The sequence below is a fragment of the Salinirubellus litoreus genome (assembly GCF_037335815.1).
In the GTDB taxonomy this organism is placed as follows: Archaea; Halobacteriota; Halobacteria; order Halobacteriales; family Haloarculaceae; genus Salinirubellus; species Salinirubellus litoreus.
Genome location: NZ_CP147841.1, coordinates 414,284 through 439,854 on the forward strand (window position 1 = coordinate 414,284; position 25,571 = coordinate 439,854).

Annotated in this window: 27 protein-coding genes and 1 pseudogene; 15 read left to right on the forward strand and 13 right to left on the reverse strand. The window is 68.8% G+C overall.

What is annotated here, in order from left to right:
- The first annotated feature begins 59 nt into the window (after positions 1 to 59).
- A complete protein-coding gene (locus tag WDJ58_RS02140) occupies positions 60 to 638 on the forward strand; it encodes a cysteine hydrolase family protein (protein WP_338915980.1) in 579 nt (192 codons plus the stop codon).
- The gene (locus tag WDJ58_RS02145) at positions 635 to 1,129 is read left to right on the forward strand and encodes a GNAT family N-acetyltransferase (RefSeq protein ID WP_338915981.1); all 495 of its coding nucleotides are present in this window, start codon (positions 635 to 637) and stop codon (positions 1,127 to 1,129) included. Before WDJ58_RS02140 ends, WDJ58_RS02145 begins: the two co-directional genes overlap by 4 nt.
- 4 nt (positions 1,130 to 1,133) lie before the next feature.
- Here WDJ58_RS02145 and WDJ58_RS02150 read toward each other — a convergent pair whose 3' ends face one another.
- The 5 genes from WDJ58_RS02150 to WDJ58_RS02170 form a co-directional block, all read right to left on the reverse strand.
- Complete coding sequence (locus tag WDJ58_RS02150) at positions 1,134 to 1,634, reverse strand: PaaI family thioesterase (protein WP_338915982.1); 501 nt, start codon at positions 1,632 to 1,634, stop codon at positions 1,134 to 1,136.
- Between the two features lie 72 nt (positions 1,635 to 1,706).
- Complete coding sequence (locus WDJ58_RS02155; RefSeq protein ID WP_338915983.1) at positions 1,707 to 3,143, reverse strand: DUF402 domain-containing protein; 1,437 nt, start codon at positions 3,141 to 3,143, stop codon at positions 1,707 to 1,709.
- On the reverse strand, positions 3,140 to 3,514 hold the full coding sequence (locus WDJ58_RS02160) for a DUF7532 family protein (RefSeq protein ID WP_338915984.1): 375 nt from the start codon (positions 3,512 to 3,514) through the stop codon (positions 3,140 to 3,142). Before WDJ58_RS02160 ends, WDJ58_RS02155 begins: the two co-directional genes overlap by 4 nt.
- Before the next feature lie 59 nt (positions 3,515 to 3,573).
- Positions 3,574 to 4,191: an NUDIX hydrolase gene (locus tag WDJ58_RS02165; RefSeq protein WP_338915985.1), complete on the reverse strand. Its 618-nt coding sequence runs from the start codon at positions 4,189 to 4,191 to the stop codon at positions 3,574 to 3,576.
- 52 nt (positions 4,192 to 4,243) lie between these two features.
- Positions 4,244 to 5,002 (reverse strand): alpha/beta fold hydrolase, encoded by a 759-nt coding sequence (locus WDJ58_RS02170; RefSeq protein ID WP_338915986.1) that lies wholly within the window; start codon positions 5,000 to 5,002, stop codon positions 4,244 to 4,246.
- 327 nt (positions 5,003 to 5,329) lie between these two features.
- Between WDJ58_RS02170 and WDJ58_RS02175 the strand changes: the two genes are divergently transcribed.
- Complete coding sequence (locus WDJ58_RS02175) at positions 5,330 to 7,324, forward strand: DUF460 domain-containing protein (protein ID WP_338915987.1); 1,995 nt, start codon at positions 5,330 to 5,332, stop codon at positions 7,322 to 7,324.
- A gap of 19 nt (positions 7,325 to 7,343) precedes the next feature.
- Here the strand turns inward: WDJ58_RS02175 and WDJ58_RS02180 are convergent, their stop codons facing one another.
- The gene (locus WDJ58_RS02180) at positions 7,344 to 7,547 is read right to left on the reverse strand and encodes a DUF7470 family protein (RefSeq protein WP_338915988.1); all 204 of its coding nucleotides are present in this window, start codon (positions 7,545 to 7,547) and stop codon (positions 7,344 to 7,346) included.
- 144 nt (positions 7,548 to 7,691) lie between these two features.
- Here WDJ58_RS02180 and eif1A point away from each other — a divergent pair, with 144 nt between their 5' ends.
- Positions 7,692 to 7,988 (forward strand): translation initiation factor eIF-1A, encoded by a 297-nt coding sequence (eif1A, locus tag WDJ58_RS02185; RefSeq protein ID WP_338915989.1) that lies wholly within the window; start codon positions 7,692 to 7,694, stop codon positions 7,986 to 7,988.
- A gap of 13 nt (positions 7,989 to 8,001) precedes the next feature.
- Positions 8,002 to 8,889: a serine/threonine-protein kinase Rio1 gene (gene rio1 / locus WDJ58_RS02190; RefSeq protein ID WP_338915990.1), complete on the forward strand. Its 888-nt coding sequence runs from the start codon at positions 8,002 to 8,004 to the stop codon at positions 8,887 to 8,889.
- Positions 8,890 to 8,919: 30 nt separating this feature from the next.
- On the opposite strand, the pseudogene WDJ58_RS02195 reads toward rio1, so the two are convergent.
- Both WDJ58_RS02195 and WDJ58_RS02200 read right to left on the reverse strand, forming a co-directional pair.
- Positions 8,920 to 9,798 (reverse strand): annotated as a pseudogene (locus tag WDJ58_RS02195) (alpha/beta fold hydrolase).
- A gap of 95 nt (positions 9,799 to 9,893) precedes the next feature.
- On the reverse strand, positions 9,894 to 10,166 hold the full coding sequence (locus WDJ58_RS02200; protein ID WP_338915991.1) for a hypothetical protein: 273 nt from the start codon (positions 10,164 to 10,166) through the stop codon (positions 9,894 to 9,896).
- A 38-nt stretch (positions 10,167 to 10,204) separates the two neighbouring features.
- Between WDJ58_RS02200 and WDJ58_RS02205 the strand changes: the two genes are divergently transcribed.
- The 5 genes from WDJ58_RS02205 to WDJ58_RS02225 all read left to right on the forward strand — a co-directional run bounded on the left by WDJ58_RS02205 (position 10,205) and on the right by WDJ58_RS02225 (position 15,049).
- Complete coding sequence (locus WDJ58_RS02205) at positions 10,205 to 10,801, forward strand: DUF7351 domain-containing protein (protein ID WP_338915992.1); 597 nt, start codon at positions 10,205 to 10,207, stop codon at positions 10,799 to 10,801.
- 164 nt (positions 10,802 to 10,965) lie between these two features.
- Positions 10,966 to 11,451: a GNAT family N-acetyltransferase gene (locus WDJ58_RS02210; protein WP_338915993.1), complete on the forward strand. Its 486-nt coding sequence runs from the start codon at positions 10,966 to 10,968 to the stop codon at positions 11,449 to 11,451.
- A gap of 57 nt (positions 11,452 to 11,508) precedes the next feature.
- Entirely contained in the window at positions 11,509 to 12,090 is a 582-nt protein-coding gene (locus WDJ58_RS02215; protein WP_338915994.1) for a KH domain-containing protein, read from the forward strand.
- A gap of 186 nt (positions 12,091 to 12,276) precedes the next feature.
- On the forward strand, positions 12,277 to 13,965 hold the full coding sequence (gene thsA / locus WDJ58_RS02220) for a thermosome subunit alpha (RefSeq protein ID WP_338917906.1): 1,689 nt from the start codon (positions 12,277 to 12,279) through the stop codon (positions 13,963 to 13,965).
- Between the two features lie 133 nt (positions 13,966 to 14,098).
- Entirely contained in the window at positions 14,099 to 15,049 is a 951-nt protein-coding gene (locus WDJ58_RS02225) for a calcium/sodium antiporter (protein WP_338915995.1), read from the forward strand.
- Here WDJ58_RS02225 and WDJ58_RS02230 read toward each other — a convergent pair whose 3' ends face one another.
- Entirely contained in the window at positions 15,050 to 16,423 is a 1,374-nt protein-coding gene (locus tag WDJ58_RS02230) for a hemolysin family protein (RefSeq protein ID WP_338915996.1), read from the reverse strand. It lies immediately after the preceding gene.
- Positions 16,424 to 16,864: 441 nt separating this feature from the next.
- Between WDJ58_RS02230 and WDJ58_RS02235 the strand changes: the two genes are divergently transcribed.
- Positions 16,865 to 17,704 (forward strand): DUF6414 family protein, encoded by an 840-nt coding sequence (locus tag WDJ58_RS02235; RefSeq protein ID WP_338915997.1) that lies wholly within the window; start codon positions 16,865 to 16,867, stop codon positions 17,702 to 17,704.
- A 700-nt stretch (positions 17,705 to 18,404) separates the two neighbouring features.
- Here the strand turns inward: WDJ58_RS02235 and lrp are convergent.
- Positions 18,405 to 18,860, reverse strand: coding sequence for an HTH-type transcriptional regulator Lrp (gene lrp / locus WDJ58_RS02240; RefSeq protein ID WP_338915998.1), 456 nt, complete (start codon positions 18,858 to 18,860; stop codon positions 18,405 to 18,407).
- 248 nt (positions 18,861 to 19,108) lie between these two features.
- Between lrp and glnA the strand changes: the two genes are divergently transcribed.
- The gene (gene glnA / locus WDJ58_RS02245; protein ID WP_338915999.1) at positions 19,109 to 20,482 is read left to right on the forward strand and encodes a type I glutamate--ammonia ligase; all 1,374 of its coding nucleotides are present in this window, start codon (positions 19,109 to 19,111) and stop codon (positions 20,480 to 20,482) included.
- Between the two features lie 517 nt (positions 20,483 to 20,999).
- Here the strand turns inward: glnA and WDJ58_RS02250 are convergent.
- A complete protein-coding gene (locus WDJ58_RS02250) occupies positions 21,000 to 22,355 on the reverse strand; it encodes a YihY/virulence factor BrkB family protein (RefSeq protein WP_338916000.1) in 1,356 nt (451 codons plus the stop codon).
- 149 nt (positions 22,356 to 22,504) lie between these two features.
- Here WDJ58_RS02250 and WDJ58_RS02255 point away from each other — a divergent pair, with 149 nt between their 5' ends.
- Both WDJ58_RS02255 and WDJ58_RS02260 read left to right on the forward strand, forming a co-directional pair.
- Positions 22,505 to 22,732 carry a hypothetical protein gene (locus tag WDJ58_RS02255; RefSeq protein ID WP_338916001.1) on the forward strand — a complete coding sequence of 76 codons (228 nt, stop codon included), beginning with the start codon at positions 22,505 to 22,507 and terminating at the stop codon, positions 22,730 to 22,732.
- 72 nt (positions 22,733 to 22,804) lie between these two features.
- The gene (locus WDJ58_RS02260; protein WP_338916002.1) at positions 22,805 to 23,665 is read left to right on the forward strand and encodes an enoyl-CoA hydratase/isomerase family protein; all 861 of its coding nucleotides are present in this window, start codon (positions 22,805 to 22,807) and stop codon (positions 23,663 to 23,665) included.
- Positions 23,666 to 23,694: 29 nt separating this feature from the next.
- Here WDJ58_RS02260 and WDJ58_RS02265 read toward each other — a convergent pair whose 3' ends face one another.
- Positions 23,695 to 23,838: a hypothetical protein gene (locus WDJ58_RS02265; RefSeq protein WP_338916003.1), complete on the reverse strand. Its 144-nt coding sequence runs from the start codon at positions 23,836 to 23,838 to the stop codon at positions 23,695 to 23,697.
- Positions 23,839 to 23,977: 139 nt separating this feature from the next.
- Between WDJ58_RS02265 and WDJ58_RS02270 the strand changes: the two genes are divergently transcribed.
- The gene (locus WDJ58_RS02270; protein ID WP_338916004.1) at positions 23,978 to 24,901 is read left to right on the forward strand and encodes an ArsR/SmtB family transcription factor; all 924 of its coding nucleotides are present in this window, start codon (positions 23,978 to 23,980) and stop codon (positions 24,899 to 24,901) included.
- A 111-nt stretch (positions 24,902 to 25,012) separates the two neighbouring features.
- Here the strand turns inward: WDJ58_RS02270 and WDJ58_RS02275 are convergent, their stop codons facing one another.
- A complete protein-coding gene (locus WDJ58_RS02275; protein ID WP_338916005.1) occupies positions 25,013 to 25,546 on the reverse strand; it encodes a metallophosphoesterase in 534 nt (177 codons plus the stop codon).
- Positions 25,547 to 25,571 lie beyond the last annotated feature (25 nt).

Sequence of the window (25,571 nt, forward strand, 5' to 3'; positions counted from 1 at the left end):
GGCAGGCGTTCGAGAAGGTTGGCCGAACGCTCTTGTCCGACGCATCCCAACCGCCGGATATGTCCCCCGAGTTCACATCCGACGACACCACTCTCGTCGTCGTGGACATGCAGAACGGGTTCTGCAAGCCCGACGGAGCGCTCTACGCCCCAGGGAGCGAGGAAGTCATCGATCCCGTCGTCTCGCTGGTCGACCGCGCCCACGACGCCGGCATTCGAGTAATCTTCACCCGCGACGTCCACCCGCCCGAACAGTTCGACGACGCACACCACTACGACGAGTTCGAGCAGTGGGGCGAGCACGTTCTCGAAGGGTCCTGGGAGGCCGAACTGGTCGAGGAGCTCGCGGTGGGCGAGAACGACCACGTCGTCGAGAAGCACACCTACGACGCCTTCTTCGAGACGGAGCTCGACGGCTGGCTCTCGGCACGAGGGATCGACGACCTCGTGATCTGCGGGACGCTCGCGAACGTCTGCGTGCTCCACACGGCGGGGTCGGCGGGGTTGCGCGACTACCGACCCGTGCTGGTCGAGGACTGCATCGGCGCGATCGAGGAGGACCACCGCGAGTACGCCCTCGACCACGCCGACTGGCTGTTCGGCGAGGTGATCGAGAGCGACGACGTGACGTTCGCGTGACCGAGGGGGCAGACCCCCGAGTCCGGCGCTACCGGCCGGGCGACGGCCCCGCCGTCCGGGCGGTCCACGAACGCGCGCTTCGGGAGGCGGGGACCGACCCCGACGACGTGCCGGGCAACGACGATCTCCGGCGAATCGAGCGCGCGTACCTCGATTCGGGCGGCGAGTTCCTCGTGGTCGATCTCGGTACCTCCGGGGCGTCGGAGGTAGTCGCCACGGGCGGGTACAAGCCCGCCGAGGGAGAGGGAGGGACCGAGACGGTCGAACTGTTCCGGATGGCGGTCGCGCCCGAACACCAGGGCGAGGGATACGGGGGGCGCGTGCTCTCGGCGCTGGAGCGACGGGCGAAGGAGAGCGGGTTCGAGCGCGCCGTCCTCTCGACGGCCGCCCGGCAGGGTTCGGCGGGGTTCTACGCCGCCCACGGCTACCGGGAGACGGGGAGGGAACGCTACGGGGCGTACGAACTCGTCCGGTTCGAGAAGCGGCTGTAACGGGCTACTCCTCCTCGTCGCCGCCGCGGAACAGCCGGTAGGCACCGGTGCCGTGTGCGACGGCCTCCTCTCTTTCCCGGTCGTCGGGGACGCCACCGGTCACGAGCACCTCCGAGACGCCGACGCTCCGACCCGCCCGGACGACCTCGGCCTCGGCCCGGAGGTCGCCCGCCGCCGGTCGGAGGTAGTTCACGTTGAGGTTGATCGTCGCCATGCCGTCCTCGAGCGGGTCGTCGAGGTACGGCCGGAGGGCGATGCCGCCGACCACGTCGACGAGCGTCGAGGCGATCCCGCCCTGTATCGGGTGGCGCGTATCCTCCTCGGCCCCCTGCCACGGGACGTTCGTCAGCTTCGACTGGTAGGGGATGGACATGACCGCCCGGCCCCCGCCGAGCTCCTCGACCTCGACGCCGAGCCACGAGAGGAACTCGTGCTGGGTGTCGAAGTAGTGCTGGAGCGCCTCGATGGCACCCTCGGGAACGTCGTGTGGGTCGCGGTCGGGCATATCCCGACGGTCGTCGGTCCCCGGCTTAGGGTTCCCGGAGGGGGACGGAACTGCCAGCGGGGTCCACCGGGATCACAGCGCGTCCTCGATACGACTCGCCACCTCGCGGGCGCGCTCGGCCAGCGATCCGGGAACGTTTCCGGTCTCGACCGCCGCGTCGAGTTCGTCGTCGTCGACCCGCTCGACGCGGCCGTCGGCGTGCTTGATCACGTCGACGTGCAGGTCGACGTACCGGACCGCCCCGGGGAGGAGTTCGAGCGGCGTGCAGACGTTGACGTACGTCCCGCGGATCCCCCCCTCCGAGTCCCGGTAGACCGTGGCGTACCACCACCGTCCCTCGACGAACTTCGTGGCGGCGACGTCGCCCGCCCGCCGTTCGACGCCGAGCGCGTCGTAGCTCCCCCCGGGTGTCATCTCCCGCTCGACCCGGATCGATCCCCCGGGGTCGTAGTCGACCACCTCGCCGCGACCGAGGGTGATGAGCCGTCCCTCGGGCTTGCCGTGTTCGATGGCGATCCGATCGCCCACGTGGGGACCGAACTGCCGGGTGACGGCGGCGAACGGGAACTCGCCCGAGGGCTCACAGACCGCCTCGGCGAAGTCGACGGCCGCGCTCGCCGCCTCGGTGGCGGCCTTCGTCCGGTGGTGACCCGGCATCGTCGTCGTCACCTCCCGACGGAGATCGTCGAGCGCGAACCGTGACTCGCGGCCGAACCAGACCCACCGGGTGTCGAGGGGAGCGACCAGCCGCGCCGGTGCCGTATCTGGATCCGAATCAGCGAGCGCCCGCGTCACGGCGTCGGCCCGCTCGTTGGCCCGTTCGAGCGACGCGCGGAGCGCGTCCATGTCGGCGTCGTCGGCCCACTGCGTCCACCGCGGCGACCACCCCTCGGGCGGGTCGACCGAGAGTAACGAGGCCATCCGCGCCGCCTCCGAGTCACCGCCTCCGCCCGCTCCACGGCGGAGTTCGACCAGTCCTCCGCCGTCGACCACGAGGTCCGCCGAGAGCGTCGGGCGATCACCGCCCCACGGCGGCGCGGGCTCTCGGACCTGTACCCTGCGGACGTCGCCCTCCTCGACGTACCCCTCGGCGTCGTCGTACGGGAGGTAGCCCTCGCCGTCGCCGAGGTCGACGACGGCACCACCGCCGAGCGTGTCCGTGACGACGCCCTCGAACACCGCCCCCGCCGGAATCTGATCGTCCCACGAGAGCGCGTCGATACCGACGCCGGCGAGTTCCGCGCCGAGTGCCCCGACCGCGTCGGGGTCGCCGACGACGCCCACACCCTGTCGGTCGTCGGTCGTCGACACCGTCGCGTCCGGCGGGCGGACGTCGAACCCGGCGTCGAACCGGTCGCGGATGGGCTCGGAGGCGAGCACGACCTCCGCACCGCCGCCGAACAGGCGGGTCAGCGCCGTCGTGTAGATACCCCGGACACGCACCCGGGTGGCAGCGTCGGCTCCCTCGCCCGAGGTGTCCGGTCCGTCCTCGTCCCCCTCGTCGCTCATAGGGCGTCGGGACTGGTGGCGAAGCGGACCCGCTCGTGGACGGTCGGTCCGAGCGTGAGTTCCACGAGGTCCTCGTCCAGGACGCGCCCGTCCTCGACGAACACCCCCCAGGTCTCGAACCGGAGCCACCCGCGGAGGTCCGCGGCGTGGGTGTAGAGATCGAGCGTCGCGTTCTCGTGGGTGGTGAATTCGCTCGAACTGTGGGCCATCGAGAGGTCCGAGTGGAGCGTCCCGTGGCGCTCGAAGAACGATTCGAGATCGGCGGCCGTCCCGTCGACGAGGTCGGCCACCCGGTCCGATGCGGCCGCGATCTCGTCGGTCGAGAGCCCGGCCTCGCGGAGCGCCCGCTGTTCGCGCTGGTCGAAGTGCATACCAGGGGTTCGACCGGTCGGCCCCCAAACGTTGCGGTCACGATCGGTGTCGTCGCGAGTCACTCCCCCCTGAACCGTTCCCCCTCGTCGAGCATGGGATGCCCGGGGAACCCGCCAGGGGGCTCCCAGGAGGAGACGATGGAGAGAAAGCGGGCGAGGACGAACCCGGTCAGCCCCCAGACGACCGCCCCGTCGACACGAAAGAAGGGGAGGCCGACGGTCTCGCCCTCCTGGTTCCGGCGTTCCTCGACGCTGTAGACCGCCGGGTCGGTGAGATCGGCCGCGGCGAGCACGACCACCTCGACGACCTCCCGCTCGTCGGGACGGTACTCGCGGTCGGGGACGCGCGCGGCGAACGGCCTGACGACGTGACCGTACGGCCCGGGGACGTCGTCGAGGCGACCGACGATCTCGGCCTCCTCGGGCCGGATGCCCACCTCCTCGTTGGCCTCGCGGAGGGCCGTCCCGGCGAGGTCGGCGTCCTCGGGTTCGTAGCCGCCGCCCGGGAACGCCATCTCCCCCGGGTGGGCCTCCAGATCGGGCGACCGCTCGGTGAACAGCAGGTGGTCGCCGTCCTCGCGCTCGATGACCGGCACGAGCACGGCCGCGGCCCGGGCCGAGGGCCGCTCCACCTCCCGGGGCCGGTAGTCGGCCAGCCGTGCGAGGTCCAGTTCCATCCGTGCCGTCTACGGAGGCCGGACGCTTGTAGCCGTTTCGTCCGCGGTACCGCTACTCCAGCGACCGCAGGAACGCGTCGATCCGGTCGTTCACTGCCACCGAGTGCTCGACGTGGGCGAGCCGTCGTCCCTCGACGGGCTCGAACTCGCAGTCGGGGAGCCCGTCGGCGAGCGCCTCCCCCGCCGGGATCGGCACCACGGGATCGTCGAGCGCGTGGAGGACGAGCGAAGGGAGTCCGAGTTCGTACAGCGGCCCGGCGTCGAACGACAGCGCGGCCGCGAGCTGTCCCTCGCGAACCTCCGCAGGGGGATCCTCCTCGCGTCGCCACCCGACGATCCGATCGAGGAGATCCGGCCGCGCCTCGCGGAACGCGGGGGTGAACAGCCCCGAGAGCGCGTCGGGGGACTCGAAGGGCGCCTCGAACGCCTCGCGATCCACCGCGCCGCCGCTCGCGGCCGTCCCGATCAGCGTCAGCGACCGGGCGCGGCCGTACTCGCGGGCGTGACGGAGACAGACCATCCCCCCGAGGCCGAACCCGAGGAGGTGAACCCGCCGCACCCCCGCGTCGGCGAGCACCGCATCGAGGTCGGCGGCCAGCGTCTCGATCCGGTACGGACCGGGAGCCGCGTCCGGTCCGGTTCCTCGAAGGGCGACCGACAGGGTCCGGAACGACCCGAATCGGCCGTGCTGCCAGCCCCACTGCCACGGGCCGAACCCGGCCTCGCCGACGAGCGCGACCGTCTCCCCGTCGGCCGGGCCGACCGAGGCGTAGCGCAGGGTCGTTCCGTCGGGGGCGTCGGTCGTGTGCACGCCGGCGGTTCGACTCGGAGGCGTATGAATCGACCGTCCGGAGGCGGCAGTCCCGGTCGTCGAGTCCGTGGGTTACGTCCCCGACGCCATCGCTCGGACGTGTAGCGGACAGGCGACGCCGACGGCCCGAGTTCACGAGTCGGCGGCGTCGCGCTCGGGGTACGGAGCGGCGAGAGCGTCCCGTCCCCGTCCGGGCGGTGTGATCACACCCGCGGACCGACCCGTGCCCTCCTCAGAGCACGGGGGGAGTGGTCCCGGTTCGGTACTTGAACCCCCGGACTCCGGACCGCCGTGGACGTTAAGTCCGGCCTCCACCTATCGGGGGCCGTGAGCACCCGCACGAGTGCCCTCGACGCGGTGGTGTTCGGGGTGGACGTCCAGAGCGGCGACGTCCGGGGGGACTCGCCCTCCTACGCCCTCGTCGCCTTCGACGGCGAGCACGTCGACCGGGACGTGGTCTCCCTGCGAAAGCTCCGCCGGCTCGTCGACCGGGAGGAGCCCGCCATCCTCGCCACCGACAACATGTACGAACTCGCCGCGGACAAGGACGACCTCGTCCGCTTTCTGGGATCCCTGCCCCCAGGAACGAAGCTCGTGCAGGTGACCGGCGCGGAGCGGCCCGAACCCCTCTCGCGGGTCGCCTCCCGGCACGGCGTCCCCTACGGGAAGGACCCGATGAAGGAGGCCGAGGCGGCGGCGAGGCTGGCCGCGATGAACGTCGGCCAGGAAGTCTCGGCGTTCACCGACAAAACATCGGTCAAGGTCTCACGAGGCCGCTCGACCGGAAAGGGCGGGTGGTCCGAGGACCGCTACACCCGGCGCATCCACGGGAACGTAAAGCGTGCGACGAGGGAGGTCGAGTCCGAGCTCCAGGGTGCGGGACTGGACTTCGAGAAGGAGGTGACCGAGAAGTACGGGGGCTACTCGCGGGCAGTGTTCGAGGTCGAGGGTACGCCCGACGACATCCCCGTCTCGGCGCGACGCTCGGGGGACGTCCGCGTGGAGGTCGAGCGCGAGCGCCGCGACGGCATCGAGTTCCGGCCGCTCGCCAAGCGCCGCGACCACGTCATCGTCGGCATCGACCCCGGGACGACCACCGCGGTCGCCGTCCTCGACCTCGACGGCAACGTACTGGACGTCCTCTCGACGCGCACGGCGGACATGGCGGCGGTCATCGAGTGGATCATCGAGCGCGGTCGGCCGATACTGGTGGCCGCGGACGTGACGCCGATGCCCGAGACCGTCGAGAAGATCCGCCGGTCGTTCGACGCCGCCGGGTGGACCCCGACCTCCGACCTGCCGGTCGACGGCAAGCAGCACCGGACTCGCGAGGAGGGGTACGAGAACGACCACGAGCGCGACGCGATGGCCGCCGCGCTCTACGCCTTCGACGACCACGAGGACCAGTTCCGCCGCATCGCCCGGAAGGTCCCCCCGCAGTTCGACCGCGGGGAGGTGACCGCGCGCGTCGTCGCGGGCGAGGAGTCCGTCGAGGCCGTCCTGACCGATCTGGAGGACGACGAGAGCGAGCCCGAGGAGGAGAGCGAGCACACCGCGCGCGAGCTGAGCGAGGAGGAGCGGAAGATAAAGCGGCTGAAGGCCCGCGTCGAGCGCCTCGAAGACCACGTCGAGGATCTCCGGGGGACCATCGCCACGAAGGACGAGCGCATCGAGGAGTACGAGGCCGAGCTATCGGAGGCCCGACGCGAGGAGCGTCGCGAAGCCCGCGAGCGCCGGGAGGTCTCGAGGCTCGAACGCGAGACCGATCGACTGGAGCGCGAGCTCGAGGAGGCCCACGAACGAAACGAGGAACTGGAGGGGAAGCTCGAACGGCTGAAGGCGCTCTGGCGGCTCGACCACTCGAACTTCGCCGACGTCGCCGAGGAGAAAGCCGGACTCGTCCCCGTCAAACCCGTCGAGCAGTTCACCAAGGCCGCCATCGAGGACGCCGAGCGACGGTTCGGGCTGGCGAGGGACGACGTGGTCTACCTGCGCGACGCCTCGGGGGCGGGACGGGAGACCGCCCGGCGGCTCGCCGAGGTCGAACCACGGGTCGTCCTCAGGAACGGTAACCTCTCCGAGCAGGCCGACGAGGTGCTGTTCGAGCACGGGATCCCCGTCGGCCCCGCGGAGAAGGTCACGATACAGGAGATCGACGAGCTAGCGGTCGCCCGCGAGGTCGAGGTGGAGGGCGTCGTCGAGGGGTGGGAGGAGCGCGCCGAGGACCGCCGGCGCGACCGGAACGCCGAGATGGTCGACCGGCTCATCAGCGAGCACCGGGCCGACCGCGACCTCGACGAGGTCCGGGGCGAGGGCGACTGATACGGATCCGGGCCACAGCTTACAGCGCCCCCTTCATCCCCGTCTTCTCGAGCGCCGTGTCGACCAGCCCGCCGGCGACCAGACCGACGCCGGCGAGGATCAGTACCGCCCCCGCGGCGGCCACCCGGTTCTCCCGGCCGACGACGAGGACGCCGAGCACGACCAGCGCCGCGCCGACCTGTCCCCGACCGCCGAGCAACTCGCGCGTCTCCTGGAGGTCCATAAGGGGGCGACTCGGGGGTCCGGTTTAATGCCTGGGTCGCCCGACAGCCGAGAGTCCGTCCCGTCGATCCGGCGGAGAGCGGTCCTGCCTGGATTCGGCCCGGGAGAGGGGAAGCTTAAACACCTGTCTCCCGAAGCGTCGGACATGAGCGAGAACGACAGTGGGCGCAAGAACCTCAGGATGCCCGAGGAGGGAGAAGTGTTCGCGGTCGTCACGGAGATGCTCGGTGCCAACCGGGTGAAGGTGCGCTGTATGGACGGCGTCGAGCGGACCGCGCGTATCCCCGGGCGGATGCAGAAGCGCATCTGGATACGCGAGGACGACGTGGTGCTCGTCGAGCCGTGGGACTGGCAGGACGAGAAGGGCGACATCGCCTGGCGATACGACAAGCAGGAGGCCGATCAGCTCCGGGAGGAGGGCCACATCACGGGCTCGGTATGACCGACCGATCGCCATGACCGACGCCGCCGAGGAGTTCGAGCTGATCGAACCCGAGGAGGGGGCGGGCGAGTCGTTCGGCGACGAGTGGGAGGAGATCGACGTCTCGGACGACGAGGCCGACCGCATCGCCCGCAAGCGCGACCGCGAGTTCCTGCAGTTCCGGGAGCGCATCAAGGACGCCGACCAGTTCAAGGTCGAGGACTCGGTGTTCGACGAGGCGACCCTCGGCGCGCTCTACAAGCTCGTCCAGGACGGCCACATCGACGCGTTCGGCGGGCCGCTCTCGACCGGGAAGGAGGCCAACGTCTACCTCGCCGCCGGAGCCGAGGGGGAGGTGGCGGTGAAGGTCTACCGGATCAACGCCTCCGATTTCAGGACGATGCGGGACTACCTCGACGGCGACCCGCGGTTCGAGGGGATCGGCTCGGACAAGAAGAAGGTGGTCGTCGCCTGGACGAAGAAGGAGTTCGCCAACCTCAACCGGGCCCGTGCCGCCGGGGTCAGGGTTCCCGAGCCCATCGCCGTCCAGCGGAACGTCCTCGTGATGGAGTTCCTGGGCCGGGACGGCGAGCGGGCCCACCGGCTCAACGAGGTCGACGTCGAGAACCCCCGAACGGCGTACGAGGTCGTGCGCGAGTACATGCGCCGGCTCTACGACGCCGGGCTGGTCCACGGCGACCTCTCGGAGTACAACCTGGTCGTCCACGAGGGCGAACTCACGGTGCTCGACCTCGGCCAGGCCGTCACCGTCCACCACCCGAACTACCGGGAGTTCCTCGAACGGGACTGCGAGAACGTCGCCAGCTTCTTCGCCCGGCAGGGCCTCGACGTCACGCCCGACGACCTGCTCTCGTTCGTGGCCAGCGAGGACGACGACGACGGGGACGACCCCGAGGACTGAGCGCGGGCGAGATCCCGCTCACGTCGGCGGTCACGCCAGATCGCCGAAGAACGACTCGATCGCCTCGTTCGCCAGACCGGGTCGCTCGTAGTGAACGAAGTGGCCGGCGTCGGGAACCGTCTCGAGCCGGTAGTCGGCGAAGTACTCGCCGAGCCGGTCGGCCCACTTGGACTTCACGACGGGGTCGAGCTCCCCCCACAGGATCCGCGTCGGGACCTCGATCGGGTCCATCGAGGGCACTCCCTCCCGCATCAGTCGTTTCCGGTCGGCCTCCGCGGCCACGTACCAGTTGAACCCGCCCTGGAGGTTCCCTGGCTCCGAGTAGGTGTCCACCCACGCCTCGCGGTCGGCCTCGTCGAAGGCCTCCGGATCGCCCGCCCAGTGGGTGAGGAAGTGCTCGACGTACGTCCGGCAGGTCTCCCGGGTCGCGCCGACGAGGTCCGCCGCCCAGGGCTGCTGGTTGAACGACTGGTACCAGATCTCGCTGATGTGATCCGGATCCCGCTACCGTTTCCCGATCCCCGGGTACGGACAGTCGAAGAAGAACAGCCCCCGGAGGAGTTCCGGGCGCTCGCGGGCGATCCGCTGGCCGACGTAGGCACCGAGATCGTGGCTGACGAGCCCGAACTCCTCGACGCCGAGTTCCGTCGCGAGCGCCGTGAGATCGGCGACGTGCTCCTCAACGCCGTACCCTTGCGTGGCCGGAATGTCGGGGTTCTCCGAGCCCCCGAACCCCGCCAGATCCGGCACGATCACATCGAACGAATCGGCGAGGGCCGGGACGTTCTTGCGCCAGACCCGCCAGTACTCCGGCCAGCCGTGGATCAGGAACAGCGGGGACCCCTCCCCCTCGCGGACGTAGCGGAACTCGGTCCCGTTGGCCCGAACGTACCTGTGGTCCCAGGACATCGATCGGTGTTCCCCGAGGACCCACTTGTAGCTTCGCCGGAACCACCCGTCACCGTCCGTCACTGTTCTCCCCGTGCTCCGGCTCTCGGTGTGTCCTAACGTCCCACGCGAACCTCTTTCCCGTCCGTGCCCTCGTGAGCCCCATGACCGACACCCCTCCGGAATCGCTCACGCCCGACGAGGCGTTCGCGCTCGTCGGTCACGAGACGCGCGTCGCGATCCTCCAGGCGGTGGTGGACGCCGCGCGGGAGGCCGACGATCCGTTCGCCTCGGTCGGGTTCTCCGAACTCCGAGAGCGCGTGGGAATGCGTGACTCCGGGGGGTTCAACTACCACCTCGGCAAGCTCGTCGGAACCTTCCTCGAACACGACGAGGAGGGGTCCGGCCCCGGTACACCACGCTGCTCGTGGTGGGAGCGATCCTCTCGGGCGTCTACACCGAGCAGGGCTCGGCCGAGCCGGTCGCCGTCGACACGCCCTGCCCGATCTGCGACGGCGTCATCGAGGCGACCTACGAGCGCGAGCGGGCGGTGGTCGCCTGTACCGACTGTGGGGAGACGTTCTACTCCTCGGCCGTCCCGCCGGGTGCGCTGGAGGGCTACGACACGTCCGAGTACCCCGAGGTGTTCGCCCGGTGGACGTCCCGACTGATGGCCGAGATGCGGTCGGGGTTCTGTCTGGCCTGTCTCGGTCGGGTCGACACCGAGGTCCGTCCGGAGGGGGGCAAGCCCGTCGTTCACTACCGGTGCCGGCGGTGTCCGGAGCGGTCGCGGACCTCCGTGGCCGCGGCGCTACTCGACCACCCCGCGATGGTGTCGTTCCACTGGGACCACGGCATCGACGTCCGCGAGGTCGTCGCCTGGGCCCTGCCGTGGCTCCACGGCGACACCACGCTCGTCTCGGAGGACCCCCTCCGGGCCGAGTGTACGGCCGAACTCGGCGGCGAGACGTTGACGCTCACCGTCGACGGGACGCTCTCCGTACTGGCCGTCGAGCGCTCCTGACCCGCCACGGACGGACGACCGTTTCCGCGAACCGTCAAGGAGGTGTTCTCGGAGTCAGTCTTCACGATCAGTTTCCCCCGTGGTAGCGACGCGTGCGCCGGAGTCCCGCGCTCCGTCGGCCGCCGGAACGGGAGGCTGATTAGGCCCGAGCGAGGAGGCCGAGCATGGAGATCCGCGAGGCGACGCCCGACGACGCGGCGGCGATGAGCGGCGTCGCGGAGGAGGCGTGGTGGGCGTCCTGTGCGGCGTTCCTCGACGGCGACACGTTGCGCGGGGTGCTCGCGGAGGGGTACTCCGAATCCCGGCTGTCCGGGGCCGTCGCGGACCCCGAACTCCACACGACGGTCGCAGTCGACGGTTCGGTGCTCGGGTTCGCAATCGCCGAGCGGACGTGGGCCGACACGGTCGACCTCCACGCGCTCTACGTCGACCCCGACCGCTGGGGGGAGGGTGCGGGGTCGGCGCTCCTCGAGTCGGTCCTCACGTACGCACGCGAAGAGGGGTGCGAGTACGTCCGCGCCACGGTGTTCGTGGACAACCCTGTCGCGCGGCCCTTCTTCGAGTCACAGGGGTTCGAGGAGGCCCGGGTGGTCGAGACGCCCGTGTTCGAGGAGGTCCACGAGGAGTCGGTCCTGGAGCGAGCCGTGTGATACGGACCGTTTTCGGCGGTCCGAAGGCTTGAAACCGGCGCGTATCGTAGCGCGCCTATGAGACACGTGACGATTCCGCAGGACCGCATCGGCGTCCTCATCGGCGAGGGCGGGGCGACGATGCGCGAGATCGAGTCGCGCGCGGAGGTCCGTCTCGACATCGACTCGGAGACGGGGTCGGTCCGCATCGAGTCGGTGGGCGACCCGGTCAAGGGGCTCGCCGGGCCGGACGTGGTGAAGGCCATCGGCCGGGGGTTCGCCCCCGAGGCGGCGCTCGAACTCGTCGACGACGACATGCGGATGCTGGAGATACTCGACCTCGACGCGGCCACCCGAAACCGGAACGACCTCCGGCGACAGAAGGGCCGACTCATCGGCGAGAACGGGAGGACGAGGGAACTGATGGAGGACCTCACCGGCGCGGACGTCGTCATCTACGGCTCGACGCTCGGCGTCATCGGCGGACCCGAACAGGTCGACGCGGTCCGCTCGGCCGCCGAGATGATACTCGATGGCGCGCCCCACGGCGCGGTCTACTCGTTCCTCGAGCGCCGCCACAACGAGATGAAATCGGAAGGCCTGGAGTACCACGAGTTCACTCCCGAGACGGCCCCCGAGGCCGGCGAGACGCCCGAGTGACGGCCCGCCCCGGTTCACGTTCCGGATCCGTCGGACCCCGCCCTCGCCGCATATCGACTACTTAAACCCCGCTCTGTTACGCACTCACATGCCGCCCGGTAGTGTCCCGTCGGCCACTTTCCCGACGGCTTCCGCCACACTTATATAGAATCACAAACAACGAATCCACCGACCATGGCACAACAGATGGGCGGTCAGCCCCTCATCGTCCTCTCCGAGGACAGTCAGCGCACCAGCGGGCGCGACGCACAGTCGATGAACATCACGGCCGGGAAGGCCGTCGCCGAGTCCGTACGGACGACGCTCGGCCCGAAAGGGATGGACAAGATGCTCGTCGACTCGACGGGCAACGTCGTCGTCACGAACGACGGCGTGACCATCCTCAAGGAAATGGACATCGAGCACCCGGCGGCTAACATGATCGTCGAGGTCGCCGAGACACAGGAGGACGAGACCGGCGACGGGACGACCACCAGCGTCGTCATCGCGGGCGAGCTCCTCGCGAAGGCCGAGGACCTCCTCGAACAGGACATCCACGCGACCATCCTCGCACAGGGGTACCGACAGGCCTCGGCGAAGGCCAAGGAGATCCTCGAGGAGAACGCCATCGAGGTCTCCGCGGATGACCGCGACTACCTCGAGAAGGTCGCCTCCACGGCGATGACCGGCAAGGGCGCGGAGAACGCCCGCGACCTCCTCGCGGAACTCGTCGTCGACGCCGTGCTCGCCGTGCGCGACGACGACGGCATCGACACGGACAACGTCAAGATCGAGAAGGTCGTCGGCGGGAGCGTCGACGGGTCCGAGCTCGTCGAGGGCGTCATCATCGACAAGGAGCGCGTCCACGACAACATGCCCTACGCGGTCGAGGACGCCAACATCGCGCTGCTGGACACCCCCATCGAGGTCAAGGAGACGGAGATCGACGCCGAGGTCAACGTCACCGACCCCGACCAGCTCCAGCAGTTCCTCGACCAGGAGGAGAAACAGCTCAAAGAGATGGTCGACACGCTGGCCGACGTCGGCGCGAACGTCGTCTTCTGCCAGAAGGGCATCGACGACATGGCCCAGCACTACCTCGCCCAGGAGGGCATCCTGGCGGTTCGCCGCGCGAAGAAGTCCGACATGAAGCGCCTGGCACGGGCCACCGGCGGCTCGGTCGTCTCCAACATCGACGACATCACCGCCGAGGACCTCGGCTTCGCCGGTAGCGTCGCCGAGAAGGACGTCGGCGGTGACGAGCGCATCTTCGTCGAGGACGTCGAGGAGGCCAAGTCCGTCACGCTGATCCTGCGGGGCGGGACCGACCACGTCGTCGACGAGGTCGAGCGCGCCGTCGAGGACTCGCTCGGCGTCGTCCGCGTCACCCTCGAGGACGGGAAGGTGCTCCCCGGCGGCGGCTCCCCCGAGACGGAGCTGTCGATGGGCCTGCGCGAGTACGCCGACAGCGTCGAGGGCCGCGAACAGCTCGCCGTCGAGGCGTTCGCCGACGCCATCGACGTCATCCCGCGCACGCTCGCTGAGAACGCGGGCCACGACCCGATCGACTCGCTGGTCGACCTGCGCTCGCGCCACGACGACGGCGAGACCTCCGCCGGGCTCGACGCCTACACCGGCGAGATCATCGACATGGAGGAGGAGGGCGTCGTCGAGCCCCTCCGCGTGAAGACCCAGGCCATCGAGTCCGCGACCGAGGCCGCGGTCATGATCCTCCGCATCGACGACGTCATCGCCGCGGGCGACCTGGTCGGCGGCAAGTCCGACGACGACGACGACGACGAGATGGGCGGCGGCCCCGGCGGCCCCGGCGGTATGGGCGGCGGCATGGGCGGCATGGGCGGCGGTATGGGTGGCGGCATGGGCGGCATGATGTAAGCTCGGCCCCGCGCCACTCACATCCACGCCACCCGCACCGACCCCGACCTCGTATCGCCCGACGACCGAACGCATTTCTTTCGGCCGCACACACCACCCGATAGATGCGCATGAACCACCGGAGGGTAACGAGGTGAGCCTCGCGACCGATCTCCTGCTGATCGTCGTCGGGGGTGGGGCGCTCTGGTACGGCGCCGACCGGTTCGTCGAGAGCGCCGTCGCCCTCGCCCGCCGGTTCGGCCTCTCGGACGTCGTCACCGGCGTCGTCGTCGTGGGGATCGGCACCTCCGCCCCGGAGGTGGCCGTCTCCGCGGACGCCGCCCTCAGGGGTTCTCCCGACATCGCCGTCGCCAACGTGGTCGGGTCGAACTTCTTCAACCTGGGGCTCATCCTCGGGACGGTCGCGCTCCTGGGGCGTGTCAGGGTCCGGGGACAGCTCCTCCGGCGGGACGGGGTGGCGCTCCTCCTGGCGACGCTCGCGGTCCTCGGGCTCCTGTTCGACCGCCGGCTCGGCCGACCCGAGGCGGTACTGCTTCTCGTGGGACTGGCCGTATACCTCGTGGTGCTCCTCCGGCGGAGCTCGCGGAGCACTCCGATCGCGGGCGGCGAGGCGGTCGAAGCGGGTCAGGGAGACCGGCCCCTGCTCGTCGCGCTCGGGCTCCTCGGCGGGCTCGCGCTCGTCCTCCTGGGTGCCGACGTGCTGGTCCAGGGGGCTTCCGCGCTGGCTCTCGACGCCGGCGTCTCGGAGTGGGCCGTCGGCATCACCGTCGTCGCGGCGGGGACCTCCAGCCCGGAGCTGGCGGCGGCGCTCGCGGCCGCACGGCAGGGCCGCCCCGGGCTCTCGGCGGGGAACGTCGTCGGGAGTTCGACGTTCAACCTGCTCGCCGTCCTCGGGGTGGCGGGCGTCATCGAACCGCTCTCAGTCGCCCCGAACGCGCCCGGCAGCCTCCTCTGGCTGTGCGGGCTCGTCGTCCTCGTCCTCGTCCTCTTCCGGTCGGGCCACGTCCTCACCCGGGTCGAAGGAGCGCTGCTCGTCCTCGCCGCGCTCGCGCGCTGGGCGGTCGACCTGCTCGGCGGCGCGTGACTACCCGGGCCGACCCGAGCCGGAACTGACTCCCCCGTTCCCTTCCCCGTCCGCGTTCCCGTCCCCGTTCCCGGGCGGTCGCTCGTCCGTCCGGACTTCGTTCCGGTCCGTTCCGCCACCGTCGGGCCCCTCGTGCTCGCCCGTCCGCCGTTCGACGACGACCCGTCGGACCCGGTTGTCCTCGACGGCCTCGATACTGACGAGCGTGCCGTCGAACTCGATCCGTTCACCCCGTTCCGGTGGCCGGCCGAGCGCGTCCACGAGCAGTCCGGCGATCGTCGCGGCAGGGTCACCCGGAAGCGCCGGCCCGTCGAGCGCGTCGTTGACGGCCCCGACGGTCGCGATCCCGCGGGCGCGGACCCCCCCGTCCGGCAGGGGGACGACCCGGCGGCGTTCCCCGACGTCGAGGATCTCGCCGACGAGCTCCTCGACGATGTCCTCGGCGGTGAGGAGCCCCTCGACGGCCCCGAACTCGTCGAAGACGACCGCGAGTTCGCCCTCCCCCGCCTGCATGGCCGCGAGCGTCTCGTCGACCCGGCGGGACTCGAAGGCGTGGATGATCGGCAGCAGGAACTCGTCGAGCGAGGCCGCGGGATTCGCGCGGGCCAGGTCGCGCACGTCGACGTAGCCGACCACCTCGTCGAGGCTCCCCCGGTACGCGGGGGCCCTGGTGATCCGGGCGTCGAGACACGTTTCGAGGGCCGCCCCGACCGTGCCGTCGGCGTCGACGGCCACCACGTCCGTCCGGGGGATCATCACGTCCGCGACGGTGGTCCCGGAGAACTCGAACACCCGCTCGATGAGCGTCTGCTCGTCGCCCTCGATGACGCCGAGGCGCTCGGCGGTCTCCACCATCGCCGTGATGTCCTCGCGGGTGACGTACGGCCGTTCGATGTCCCGACCGCCGCCGATGAGGGTGTTCATCGCACCGGTGACGGTATCGAAGACGGCGACGACGGGGTAGAGGAGCCGCTGGAGGAACACGACGGGGCCGGCGACCCGCCGGGACCACGACTCGGCGTTGGCGACCCCGTAGGACTTCGGGAGGATCTCGCCGAAGATCAGGACGACCGTCCCGACGACGAACGTCGAGACGAGCGCGGCGTCGGTCGCCGAGAGCGACCGGGTGAGCAGGGCCGTCGTCACGGCCGCGATGGCGGCGTTCACGAAGTTGTTCCCGACGAGGATCGTCACCAGCAGGCGGTGGGGGTCGTCCCGAAGTCGTCGGAGCGCCTCGATTCCGCGGCCCTCCATCGTCTCGACGCGGTGGTTCTCGAGCGAGAAGATCGATATCTCGGTCGAGGAGAAGAACGCGCTCACGGCGGTGAGCGCGACGAGGAGGAGCACACCCGCGGACGTGGACAGCGTGGCCATACCGGGTGTGGTAGTGCGCGAGTCAAGTAGGCGGGGGTCTGACGTCGGTTTCTGGACCGGGGGTCGTTGTTCTGTGGGTCACCGACCGAGGTGTTGGCTATGGTCGGACATGGAGGGTAGAGTCCTGTGATGCCCTTCGGACGCTCCGTGATGCCGGATCGTTTCCGAGGAACGACAATCCCTACGGCGTGCGATGGGGGCGGATCACGGCGTATCGTCGGGAAGAGATGGAGCCGACAGTCATCCCCGATTGGTGTAGTGTGTTTCAGCTGGTACTCGAAGAGCACTACAATCGGATGACTGAAGCGGGAGAAGATGGATCAGCGACGATCGTATCGGGATACCTCTTAGCTACTTATCCGCTTAGAACCCGGCCGAGATATCCGTTTCTCGTCTGTATCGTCAACAAATACAATAATCACGCCGGTCTCAACTTCGACTATGGGTGAGCTACGAGAGTTCGTATATATTGATGACGAGAGTCTGAATAGCAATCTATCCTCTCTGGGAAGAGGGGTTCCATCTGAAATTATTCAGTCAAGCGAAGGTGAAACAGAGAAGGCGGGTCAAGCTGGAGGCACAATTTGGGGTATTGGCGCGAAGGGAAAGTACGCAGGGATCGATCGAAATACTATCGAGACTACGCTCCAGATTACCGCCCCCTATCGATTTCAAGACTTACTGAATGCGCTGGAGGAGAACGATATCGAAATTCACCATAACCCCGATCCGCGGTCCGTAGCGAGGGGTGATGTCGTACGTATTGAAGGCCAAGCCAAGCCCATGTCTCTGTTCAAGTTTGAGGTGACGCTAAAGACGATTCGTGAACTGCTGAACCAACAAACTCAGCAATCATTAGAGGAATTAGATGATGCCGAAATCGAGGAAGACGTAGACCTTGCACAGTTAGACGTTATCCAAGAACTGATCGAGCATTTTACTGGTTCAACACTTCCGCTCAGAGTTGTGACTGACGATGCGAAGTACGGGGTGGCTCTGGATAGGGAAAAGATGAGGCTGTCCCCATCAAGAGCGTTCCTAAATGAGCAGGAATACACCCTATTTGGGCGTGTCGACCAGCGGATATTAGCTGATAGCTCGTGGGATCCTATTCTTGCCACGAAAATATTGAATCGATATCTGCCAGAAGATTCCTCAAGCGAGGAAATGAGAGAATCGCTCGAAGAAGTGGCTCGCGAAATAAACCTCTCTATGGAGGCCGAAGACTGGGAGTTGACAGGGCATACAGCGACGATCCACCCTATCGTGTTGTTCTGGTGACTTTTATAGTTAGTCGTTAACGCTTACTTCACGCCCTATTTGAGTGCCTTATTACAGCGATTGAATTCGTCTGTCCACTACTACCTCCATTGTGCGACGAGAAAATCGGTGCCTCGGAATATCCATACACCCTCGGGGGGACGTGTGGCGTTTTCAGATAAACGATTGCAGAGCGAGAATTCGATCAAGGCGGGAATGAAAGGGGCCGGTGGCTCGACGAACCCGGCCGATGGTGAGCTGAACCGAGTGAGGCGAACGTCGCTGGACTCGCTTCGCTCGTCCAGCGGAACAAGGACCGCAGGCTCGAGCGAAGCGAGGGACAAGGATCGTAGCGAGGCCTGGGAGTCGAGCCGTCGGGGGCTTTCCACCTATAGTCTCGGTACCTCCGTCCGCTGCCTTCGGCTCATCTGGACACCACCTTCAGATGCACCGATGACGAGGCCGTTGAAGATAGTGCTCGAATAAGTGTTCCCGCGCTGTTGCAGCTACCAAGAACGGATCGAAAGCCCCCGTCGGCTACGCTCCCGGGAACCACGCTGTGCTCCTCGCTCGCTACGCTCGCTGCGGTGCTTTCGGGTTCCGGGTTCGCGTACCCGGCGGCCCCTTTCAGTCCCACCCGATCCGGTCGGATGGGTCGCGGTCGCGTCTCCGAATCCCGCCCATTCGAACCACCGTGCGGAGCGGTTGGGTGAGAACGCCCCTACTCGACGTCGAGCGGGAACTGCTCGTTCTCGAGGACCGTGTTGAGGACGACGCTGGTGTTCGACTCCTTGATGTCGGGGTCGACCAGTAGCTCCTTGATCTGGTCGTTCATCGCGTCCGTGTCGCGGAACTTCCCGATGGCGATGACGTCGTGGTCGCCGGTCACCTCGTAGACGGAGACCATCTGCTGGTGACCCTGGAGCCGGTCGGTGATCTCGGGGAGGGCGCTCCCCTCGACCTTCAGCTGGATGACCGCGGTGACGTCGTAGCCGAGTTCGTCGTAGTCGACCTTCGGGGTGTAGCCCCTGATGACGCCGCGCTCCTCGAGGTCCGAGAGGTGGTTCGAGACGGTGGTGACGGAGACGTCGAGGCGTTCGGCGAGGCTCCGGAGCGATGCGCGGCCGTCGTCCAGCAGCGCGTTGATGAGTCGCTCGTCGAGGTTTTCGTAGGTCATGCACCCCGCTTGGGCGTCCCCCCCTTAGAACTTTACGAACATCCATTTCCGGTCGTCGGGGGGTGGGGCACCACCCACCCACTCACCGCGACACCCGGTTCGACCACGTCGGGTTCTACTCGATTGTTCCCCGCGAACGTCCGGAATAATCCGGGAAGACCCACACTATACCCCGCAGAGCCGGGGAATGAGTTGCGTGAATCAGTAGGGTTTTAGTCCCCGGAGTGTAGGGGTAGGCTGTCTGAGAAATGACGGATGACAACCTAGCTACCGACGGTGGCCTGTCGGCGGAGGCACAGCGGGTCCTCGACGAGATCGAGGAGAAGAACGTGGACTTCCTGCGGCTCCAGTTCACGGACATCCTCGGGACGGTCAAGAACGTGTCCATCCCGGCCAGCCAGGCCGAGAAGGCGTTCGACGAGGGGATCTACTTCGACGGCTCCTCGATCGAGGGATTCGTCCGCATTCAGGAGTCGGACATGCGGCTCAAGCCCGACCCGTCGACGTTCGCAGTGCTCCCGTGGCGGAAGAAGGAGGACAGCGCCGCGGCGCGGATGCTGTGTGACGTCATCGACACGTCGACCGGCGAGCCGTTCGCCGGTGACCCCCGCTACGTCCTGAAGCAGGCGATCGAGCGCGCCAACGACATGGGGTTCGAGGTCAACGCCGCGCCCGAGCCGGAGTTCTTCCTGTTCGAGGAGGACGAGGACGGCCGCGCGACGACCGTCACGGGCGACGCCGGCGGCTACTTCGACCTCGCGCCGAAGGACCTCGCGAGCGACGTCCGCCGCGACATCATCTACGGGCTCGAGGAGATGGGCTTCGAGGTCGAGGCCTCCCACCACGAGGTCGCCCAGGGTCAGCACGAGATCAACTTCACCTACGACGACGCGCTCACCACGGCCGACAACGTCGCGACGTTCCGCGCGGTCGTCCGGGCCATCGCCGCCGAGCACGACCTCCACGCGACGTTCATGCCCAAGCCGATCGCACGCATCAACGGCTCGGGCATGCACACCCACATGTCGCTGTTCACCGAGGACGGCGAGAACGCGTTCCACGACGGAGACGACGAGTTCGACCTGAGCGAGACGGCCAAGCAGTTCCTCGCCGGCATCCTCGAGCACGCCCCGGCGATCACCGCCGTCTCGAACCCGACGGTCAACAGCTACAAGCGCCTGGTGCCGGGCTACGAGGCACCGGTCTACGTCGCCTGGTCCGACCGGAACCGCTCGGCGCTCATCCGCAAGCCCGCCGCGCGCGTCCCGGCGGCCAGCCGTATCGAGGCCCGCTTCCCCGACCCGTCGTGTAACCCCTACCTCGCGTTCGCCGCGCTGATCACCGCAGGACTCGACGGCATCGAACAGGGCCTCGACTGCCCCGACCCGGTCCGCGAGAACATCTACGAGTTCGACGAGGAGAAGCGCGAGGAGTACGGCATCGACACCCTCCCGACGAACCTCGGCGAGGCCGTCGACGCGCTCGAGGAGGACGAGGTCATCAAGGGCGCGCTCGGCGACCACGTCTCCGAGAAGTTCGTCGAGGCCAAGAACGCCGAATTCTCCGAGTACATCGTCGAGGTCTCCGAGTGGGAGATCGACCGGTACCTCGAGACGTTCTAGCTCGATCCGACCCCCCACGATTCTTTCGCGCCACCGACCACGAGCGAGCAGCCGGTCCCGTCGTTGGGTAGCCCGCCCCAGTTCCACCCGTGTACCGCCGACGTATCACCATCGGCCATGTGGAGTCCCGCGCGGCCCGGTACGATGGGCGCAAACGACGGGGGCTCGGCTCCGCGTACAGCCGATACCCGGGCGGTTTCGGGTTCGGCGAGGCGACGGCGCGAGCGCCAGGCCCGAGGACGGTGCTGGACCCGCGTATCGCACCCGATACCGACCGGGGAGTGAGCCGCCCATCGATCCCGGAACGGGGACGCGAGTGCGCCCGCCCGTTCGTCGGCGTCGCCCCTATCCCCTGCGCCGAGAGATCGGGCTCGACCGCAGCACGCCCACTCGAAGCCGGACTCACCGAGAGGTTAGAGAGAACGCACGGGACGGACCCGGATACCGTGACGGAGCCGGGGAGCGACGGCACCAGCGGTCGGTCCGGGCGTCCGTCGGACGCCGCGAGGTCGGACGTTCAGTCCCGGAAGGCGCTGAAGCGGTCCTGTAGCCGGCCGGGGAGCCGGCCGGCACCGACGACGGCCCCGACGATGAGCATCAGGGCGTAGAGTCCGAGCGTCGAGAGCCAGATGACGATCATGGCGAAGATCGCCCACCCCCCTTCGAGGTAGGGCGTGTAGAAGGCTCCGAGCGTCATCACGGTCCCGTACAGGAGGACGAGGTAGGGCCCCCACCCGCGGGCCTTCCCGCGCCGAACCCGCGAGCGGACGTACTGCTTCAGGTCGCCCTCGATATCCTCGCGATGGACGGTCCGGTCCTCGACGCGACCCTCGAATCGGTCGAGCTCGTCGTAGATGCGTTCGAGCTCCTCGCGGACGTCGTCGATGTCGTCCACGTCGAACCCCGCGGCCGTCCGCGGCCCGCCCGGGCCGCCGGGGCCGTCCGGTCCCGACCCCAGCGGCCACTCGGCCTCGGGACCGCCGGGGGTCGGCTCGTCGCTCGCGCGCTGTGCTGCCGTGTCGTCGGTGGTGTCGTCCGTGTCGGTCATACCTTGTGTTCCGAACCCGTCCGCGCCGACCCGGCCCGCGAGGACCGCGTTCAGGACGACGCCGACGAGGAGGATGAGCCCGCCGAAGTAGAGGAAGGTCACCAGCAGGAGGACCGCGCCGAGGACGCCGTAGGCGTCGTAGCTGCCCGCACCGGCAGCGTAGACGCGGAATCCGGTCTCGAGGAGCGTCCATCCGCCGGCGGCGAAGACCGCGCCCGGCACCGCCTCGCGGATCTCGACCTCGCCGGGCAGGAAGTAGTAGAGCGGGAGGAAGGCGGCCGTGAGCCCGCCGAGGAGCAGCAGGGTGCCGACGACCCCGGCGAGATCGAAACCCGCGACGATCAGGTCCGGGTCGAGGACGGCGATGACCACGCCCACGAGTACGGTCGCCGTGATACCGACACCGACCGCCCCGAGGGTCACGACCGCGTCCCTGACCTGCCCGACGATGGAGTCGGGGAGCGGCGAGCCGTACACCGTCGAGAAGGCCACGTCCATCCCCCGGAAGAGCTTCAGCCCCGACCAGAGGAGGACGGCCGTCCCGACGAGGCCGGCACCGGCCTGCCCGGCGGTGTTTCGGAGCGTCTCCTGGACGAGGGTCCCGGCCTGTGGGCCGAACGCCTCCGCCGCCCGGTTCGCGAGCGCGAACGCGAGTTCCTCGCCGCCGAAGGCCGAGGCGGCGACCACCGCCAGCAGCATGAGCGGGACCAGCGAGACGAACGCGTAGTACGCGAGGCTGGCCGCGATGAACGTGATGCGGTCGTCGCGGACGCCCTGGACGGTCTGTCGCGTCACCCGTACGACGCCCCCGGCCTGTCGGTTCACGGACCCGGGTTCGGCCGAGGGGGGTAAAAATATAAAGCTTGTAAACCGGGCAGCGCCGCTCGGCGAGCGTCGCCCTGGAGGAGCCACGATCCGACTCGTCGCGTGCCCGTGTCGGTAGGTATTATCGCCCCCGGTCCGAAGCGCCGGCAATGCAGGACGCCTACAAGGAGCTCATGTTCCGTAGCTTCAAGGACGCCATGGACATCGTGGCGGATTACAACGAGTGGGTCGAGGACTCGTTCGACGCGCAGGTGCCGGTTCCGCCCCAGGCCGTCCCCCAGGTCGCGATGATGCTCTACCAGAGCCGCGTCCGCGAACACATGGGCGACAGCGGCGAGTTCGACTTCCCCGAATTCCAGAACCGAATGTACGAGTAACCGGCCGCGAGCGGGTCGCGTGAACCCGGCGGACCCAACCAGTTATACCGGTGCTTCTCGACGCCCTCGGGTATGGCCGACCACGACTACGAGACCATCGCCGTCGAACCACACCCGGACGACGACCGGATCAGTCGGATCCGTCTCGACGCGCCCGGGCGGAACAACACCATCGACCTCACCATGCTGGCCGACCTCCACGAGGCGTTCACGGCCGCGGACAGGGACCGGGACGTCCAGGGTATCCTCCTGGGAAGTACCTCCGACCCGTTCTGTGCCGGCGCGAACGTGGACGAACTCCGTGACCTGGGGTTCGAGGCCGGCACGCGCTGGATGCAGCTCTACTTCGACACGCTCGACGTCCTGCGGGACACGGGCAAGCCGGTCGTCGCCGCCGTCGACGGGACGTGTGTCGCCGGCGGGAACGAGCTGACGATGGCGTGTGACCTCGTCGTCGCGGGCGAGTCGGCACGGTTCGGCCAGCCGGAGGTCGGCGTCGGCTCCTCGGCGGCGGGCGGCGGCGTGCAGCTGCTCCCGCTGCTGGTCGGCGAGAAGCGGGCCCGCGAGATGCTCCTCCTCGGCGAACTGCTCTCGGCCGAGGAGGCCGAGCGCATCGGGCTCATCAACCGCGTCGTCGACGACGAGGAGGTCGAGGAGCGCGCGATGGGCTTGCTCACCCGTATCGTCGACACGAAGAGCCCGCAGGCCTACCGCGCGATCAAGGGAATCATGAAGACCTGGACGAACCTCGGGCTGCTGGCCGAACCGATGGCCCGGGACATGACCGCGAGCGTGTGGGCGAGCGAGGAGTTCGACGAACGCGTCTCGGCGTTCCTCTCCAGGCAGGAGCAGACCCCCCGGGAGTTCACCGGGACGCGACCCGACCCGTCCGCGGACAGCTCCGGGGACGCGGACGGGAGCGACGACGAGTAAACGGCGAGGAGCGACGAGGACGACCGGGGTCAGCGCTCCCGGCCCTCGCGGAGCCCGTCCGTGAAGCCCGTGACGATACGTCGGAGGAACAGGAAGACGAAGAAGACGACGAGCAGCAGGAAGAGGACGAGCACGACGAGGATCGGATCGATCCCACCGAGTTGCAGGAGCATATCCGGAGTCGGCCCGCCGGCAGGAAAGGGGTTTCGGGCCGGCCGGCGCATCCGGTCCGGGACGGACGGGCCGGGCGACGGCGCTCGTGAGCCTACGCCGTGGCAAAGTACTTGAGAGGCCGTCGGAAAGGCCAACGCGATGGGACTGCTGCCCTCCAAGCCGGACCTCTCCGCCGACGCCGACGCGGGTCCCCGAGTCGTCGGCGTCGACAGCGAGGACGCCGACGATCTCATGTCGGCGCTCACCTCCCGGACCGCCCGACGGATCCTCTCGGCTCTCCACGAGGAGCCCAACCCCCCCTCGAAGCTCGCCGATCGGGTCGATACGAGCCTCCAGAACGTCCAGTACCACCTCGAACGCCTCGAGGACGCCGGTGCGGTCGAGGTGGCCGGGACCGCCTACTCGGAGAAGGGCCGCGAGATGGACATCTACGCGCCCGCCGACGAGCCGTTGGTCATCTACGCCGGCCGCGAGGAGGAGGCCTCGGGGCTCAGGGCGGCCCTCTCGCGACTCCTCTCCGGGGTCTTCGCCCTCGCGATCGGGGCCCTCGCCGTCCAGGAGGTGTTCGGCGAGGGGATCCCCTTCCCGGTCGCACAGACGGGGAGCGGCGGGGGGGCTGACGGCGGCGATAGCGGTGGAGCGGGCGGAGCCGGCGGCGCGGACGGCGGCTCCGGGGGTGACGTGGGTATCGCCAGCGACGGCGGGGGGACCGGGACCCCGGATCCGACGCCGAGCCCGGATGGGCCGGGGATCGCCCAGACCACACCCTCGTCGACCCCGGCTCCGGAGGCGACGGGGGTCCCGACGGAGGCCGCCACGGGCACGCCCGCGGCCACCGGGACGCCCGCGCCCGTGGCGACCGAGGCGGCGACGACCACGCCGACCGCCGAGCCGACGCCGGCGGCGACGGCCGCCGACCTCGCCACGGAGACGGTCAGGACCGCGGCGGAAGCAGGGAGCGCGGGGGCGCTCGATCCGACCGGTCTTCCCCCGGGCGTGCTGTTCTTCCTCGGCGGCACGCTCGTGCTCGTCGCCGCCGTCGCCCTCACGTACGGGAACTGAACGAAGGGTCAAACGGCTCTTTGAACCTACGACGCCTATTTGCACTACTCACACCCAGTGGCAGGTACGCTTCGGCCCTCCACCGAGCGTGACGCGGCACGACCCCACGTTCTACAGCTCGAACGACGCCAGGAGCGTGCCGTCCGGCTCGACGATGCGCCCGCTGACGCTCGCCCCATCCGCTCCGTCCGCTCGCCCCTCCTCGCCCGTTCCCCGGAGTTCGGCGTGGGCCGGCCGGTGCCACCGCGGGTCGGCGTGGCTCCCCGGGTTCAGCACCGGTGGGTCGCGCTCGCCGTCGAACCCCGGTCTGTGGGAGTGACCGACCACGACCAAGTCGGCCATCGCCTGCCGGCCGAGCATCGCGAGCGCGGTGTCGGAGTGTTCGTGCCCGTGGACCACGACGATACGGAGACCGCCCCACTCGACGACCCGGTCGGCGGGGAGCCGTTCGCGGAGCTCGGTCGGGTCGTTGTTCCCGTAGACGGCTCTGAGTTCTCGGGCCTCCGACTCGAACGCCTCGAGGACGGACCGGGTGAGGAAGTCCCCGGCGTGGAGGACGAGGTCGGCCTCACGGACCGCCTCCAGGGTACGTCCCTCCAGGCGGTGGTCCGACCGACCGTGGGTGTCGGAGACGACGACGAGCATACGCGCTCTCGGGGGGCAGGCCACA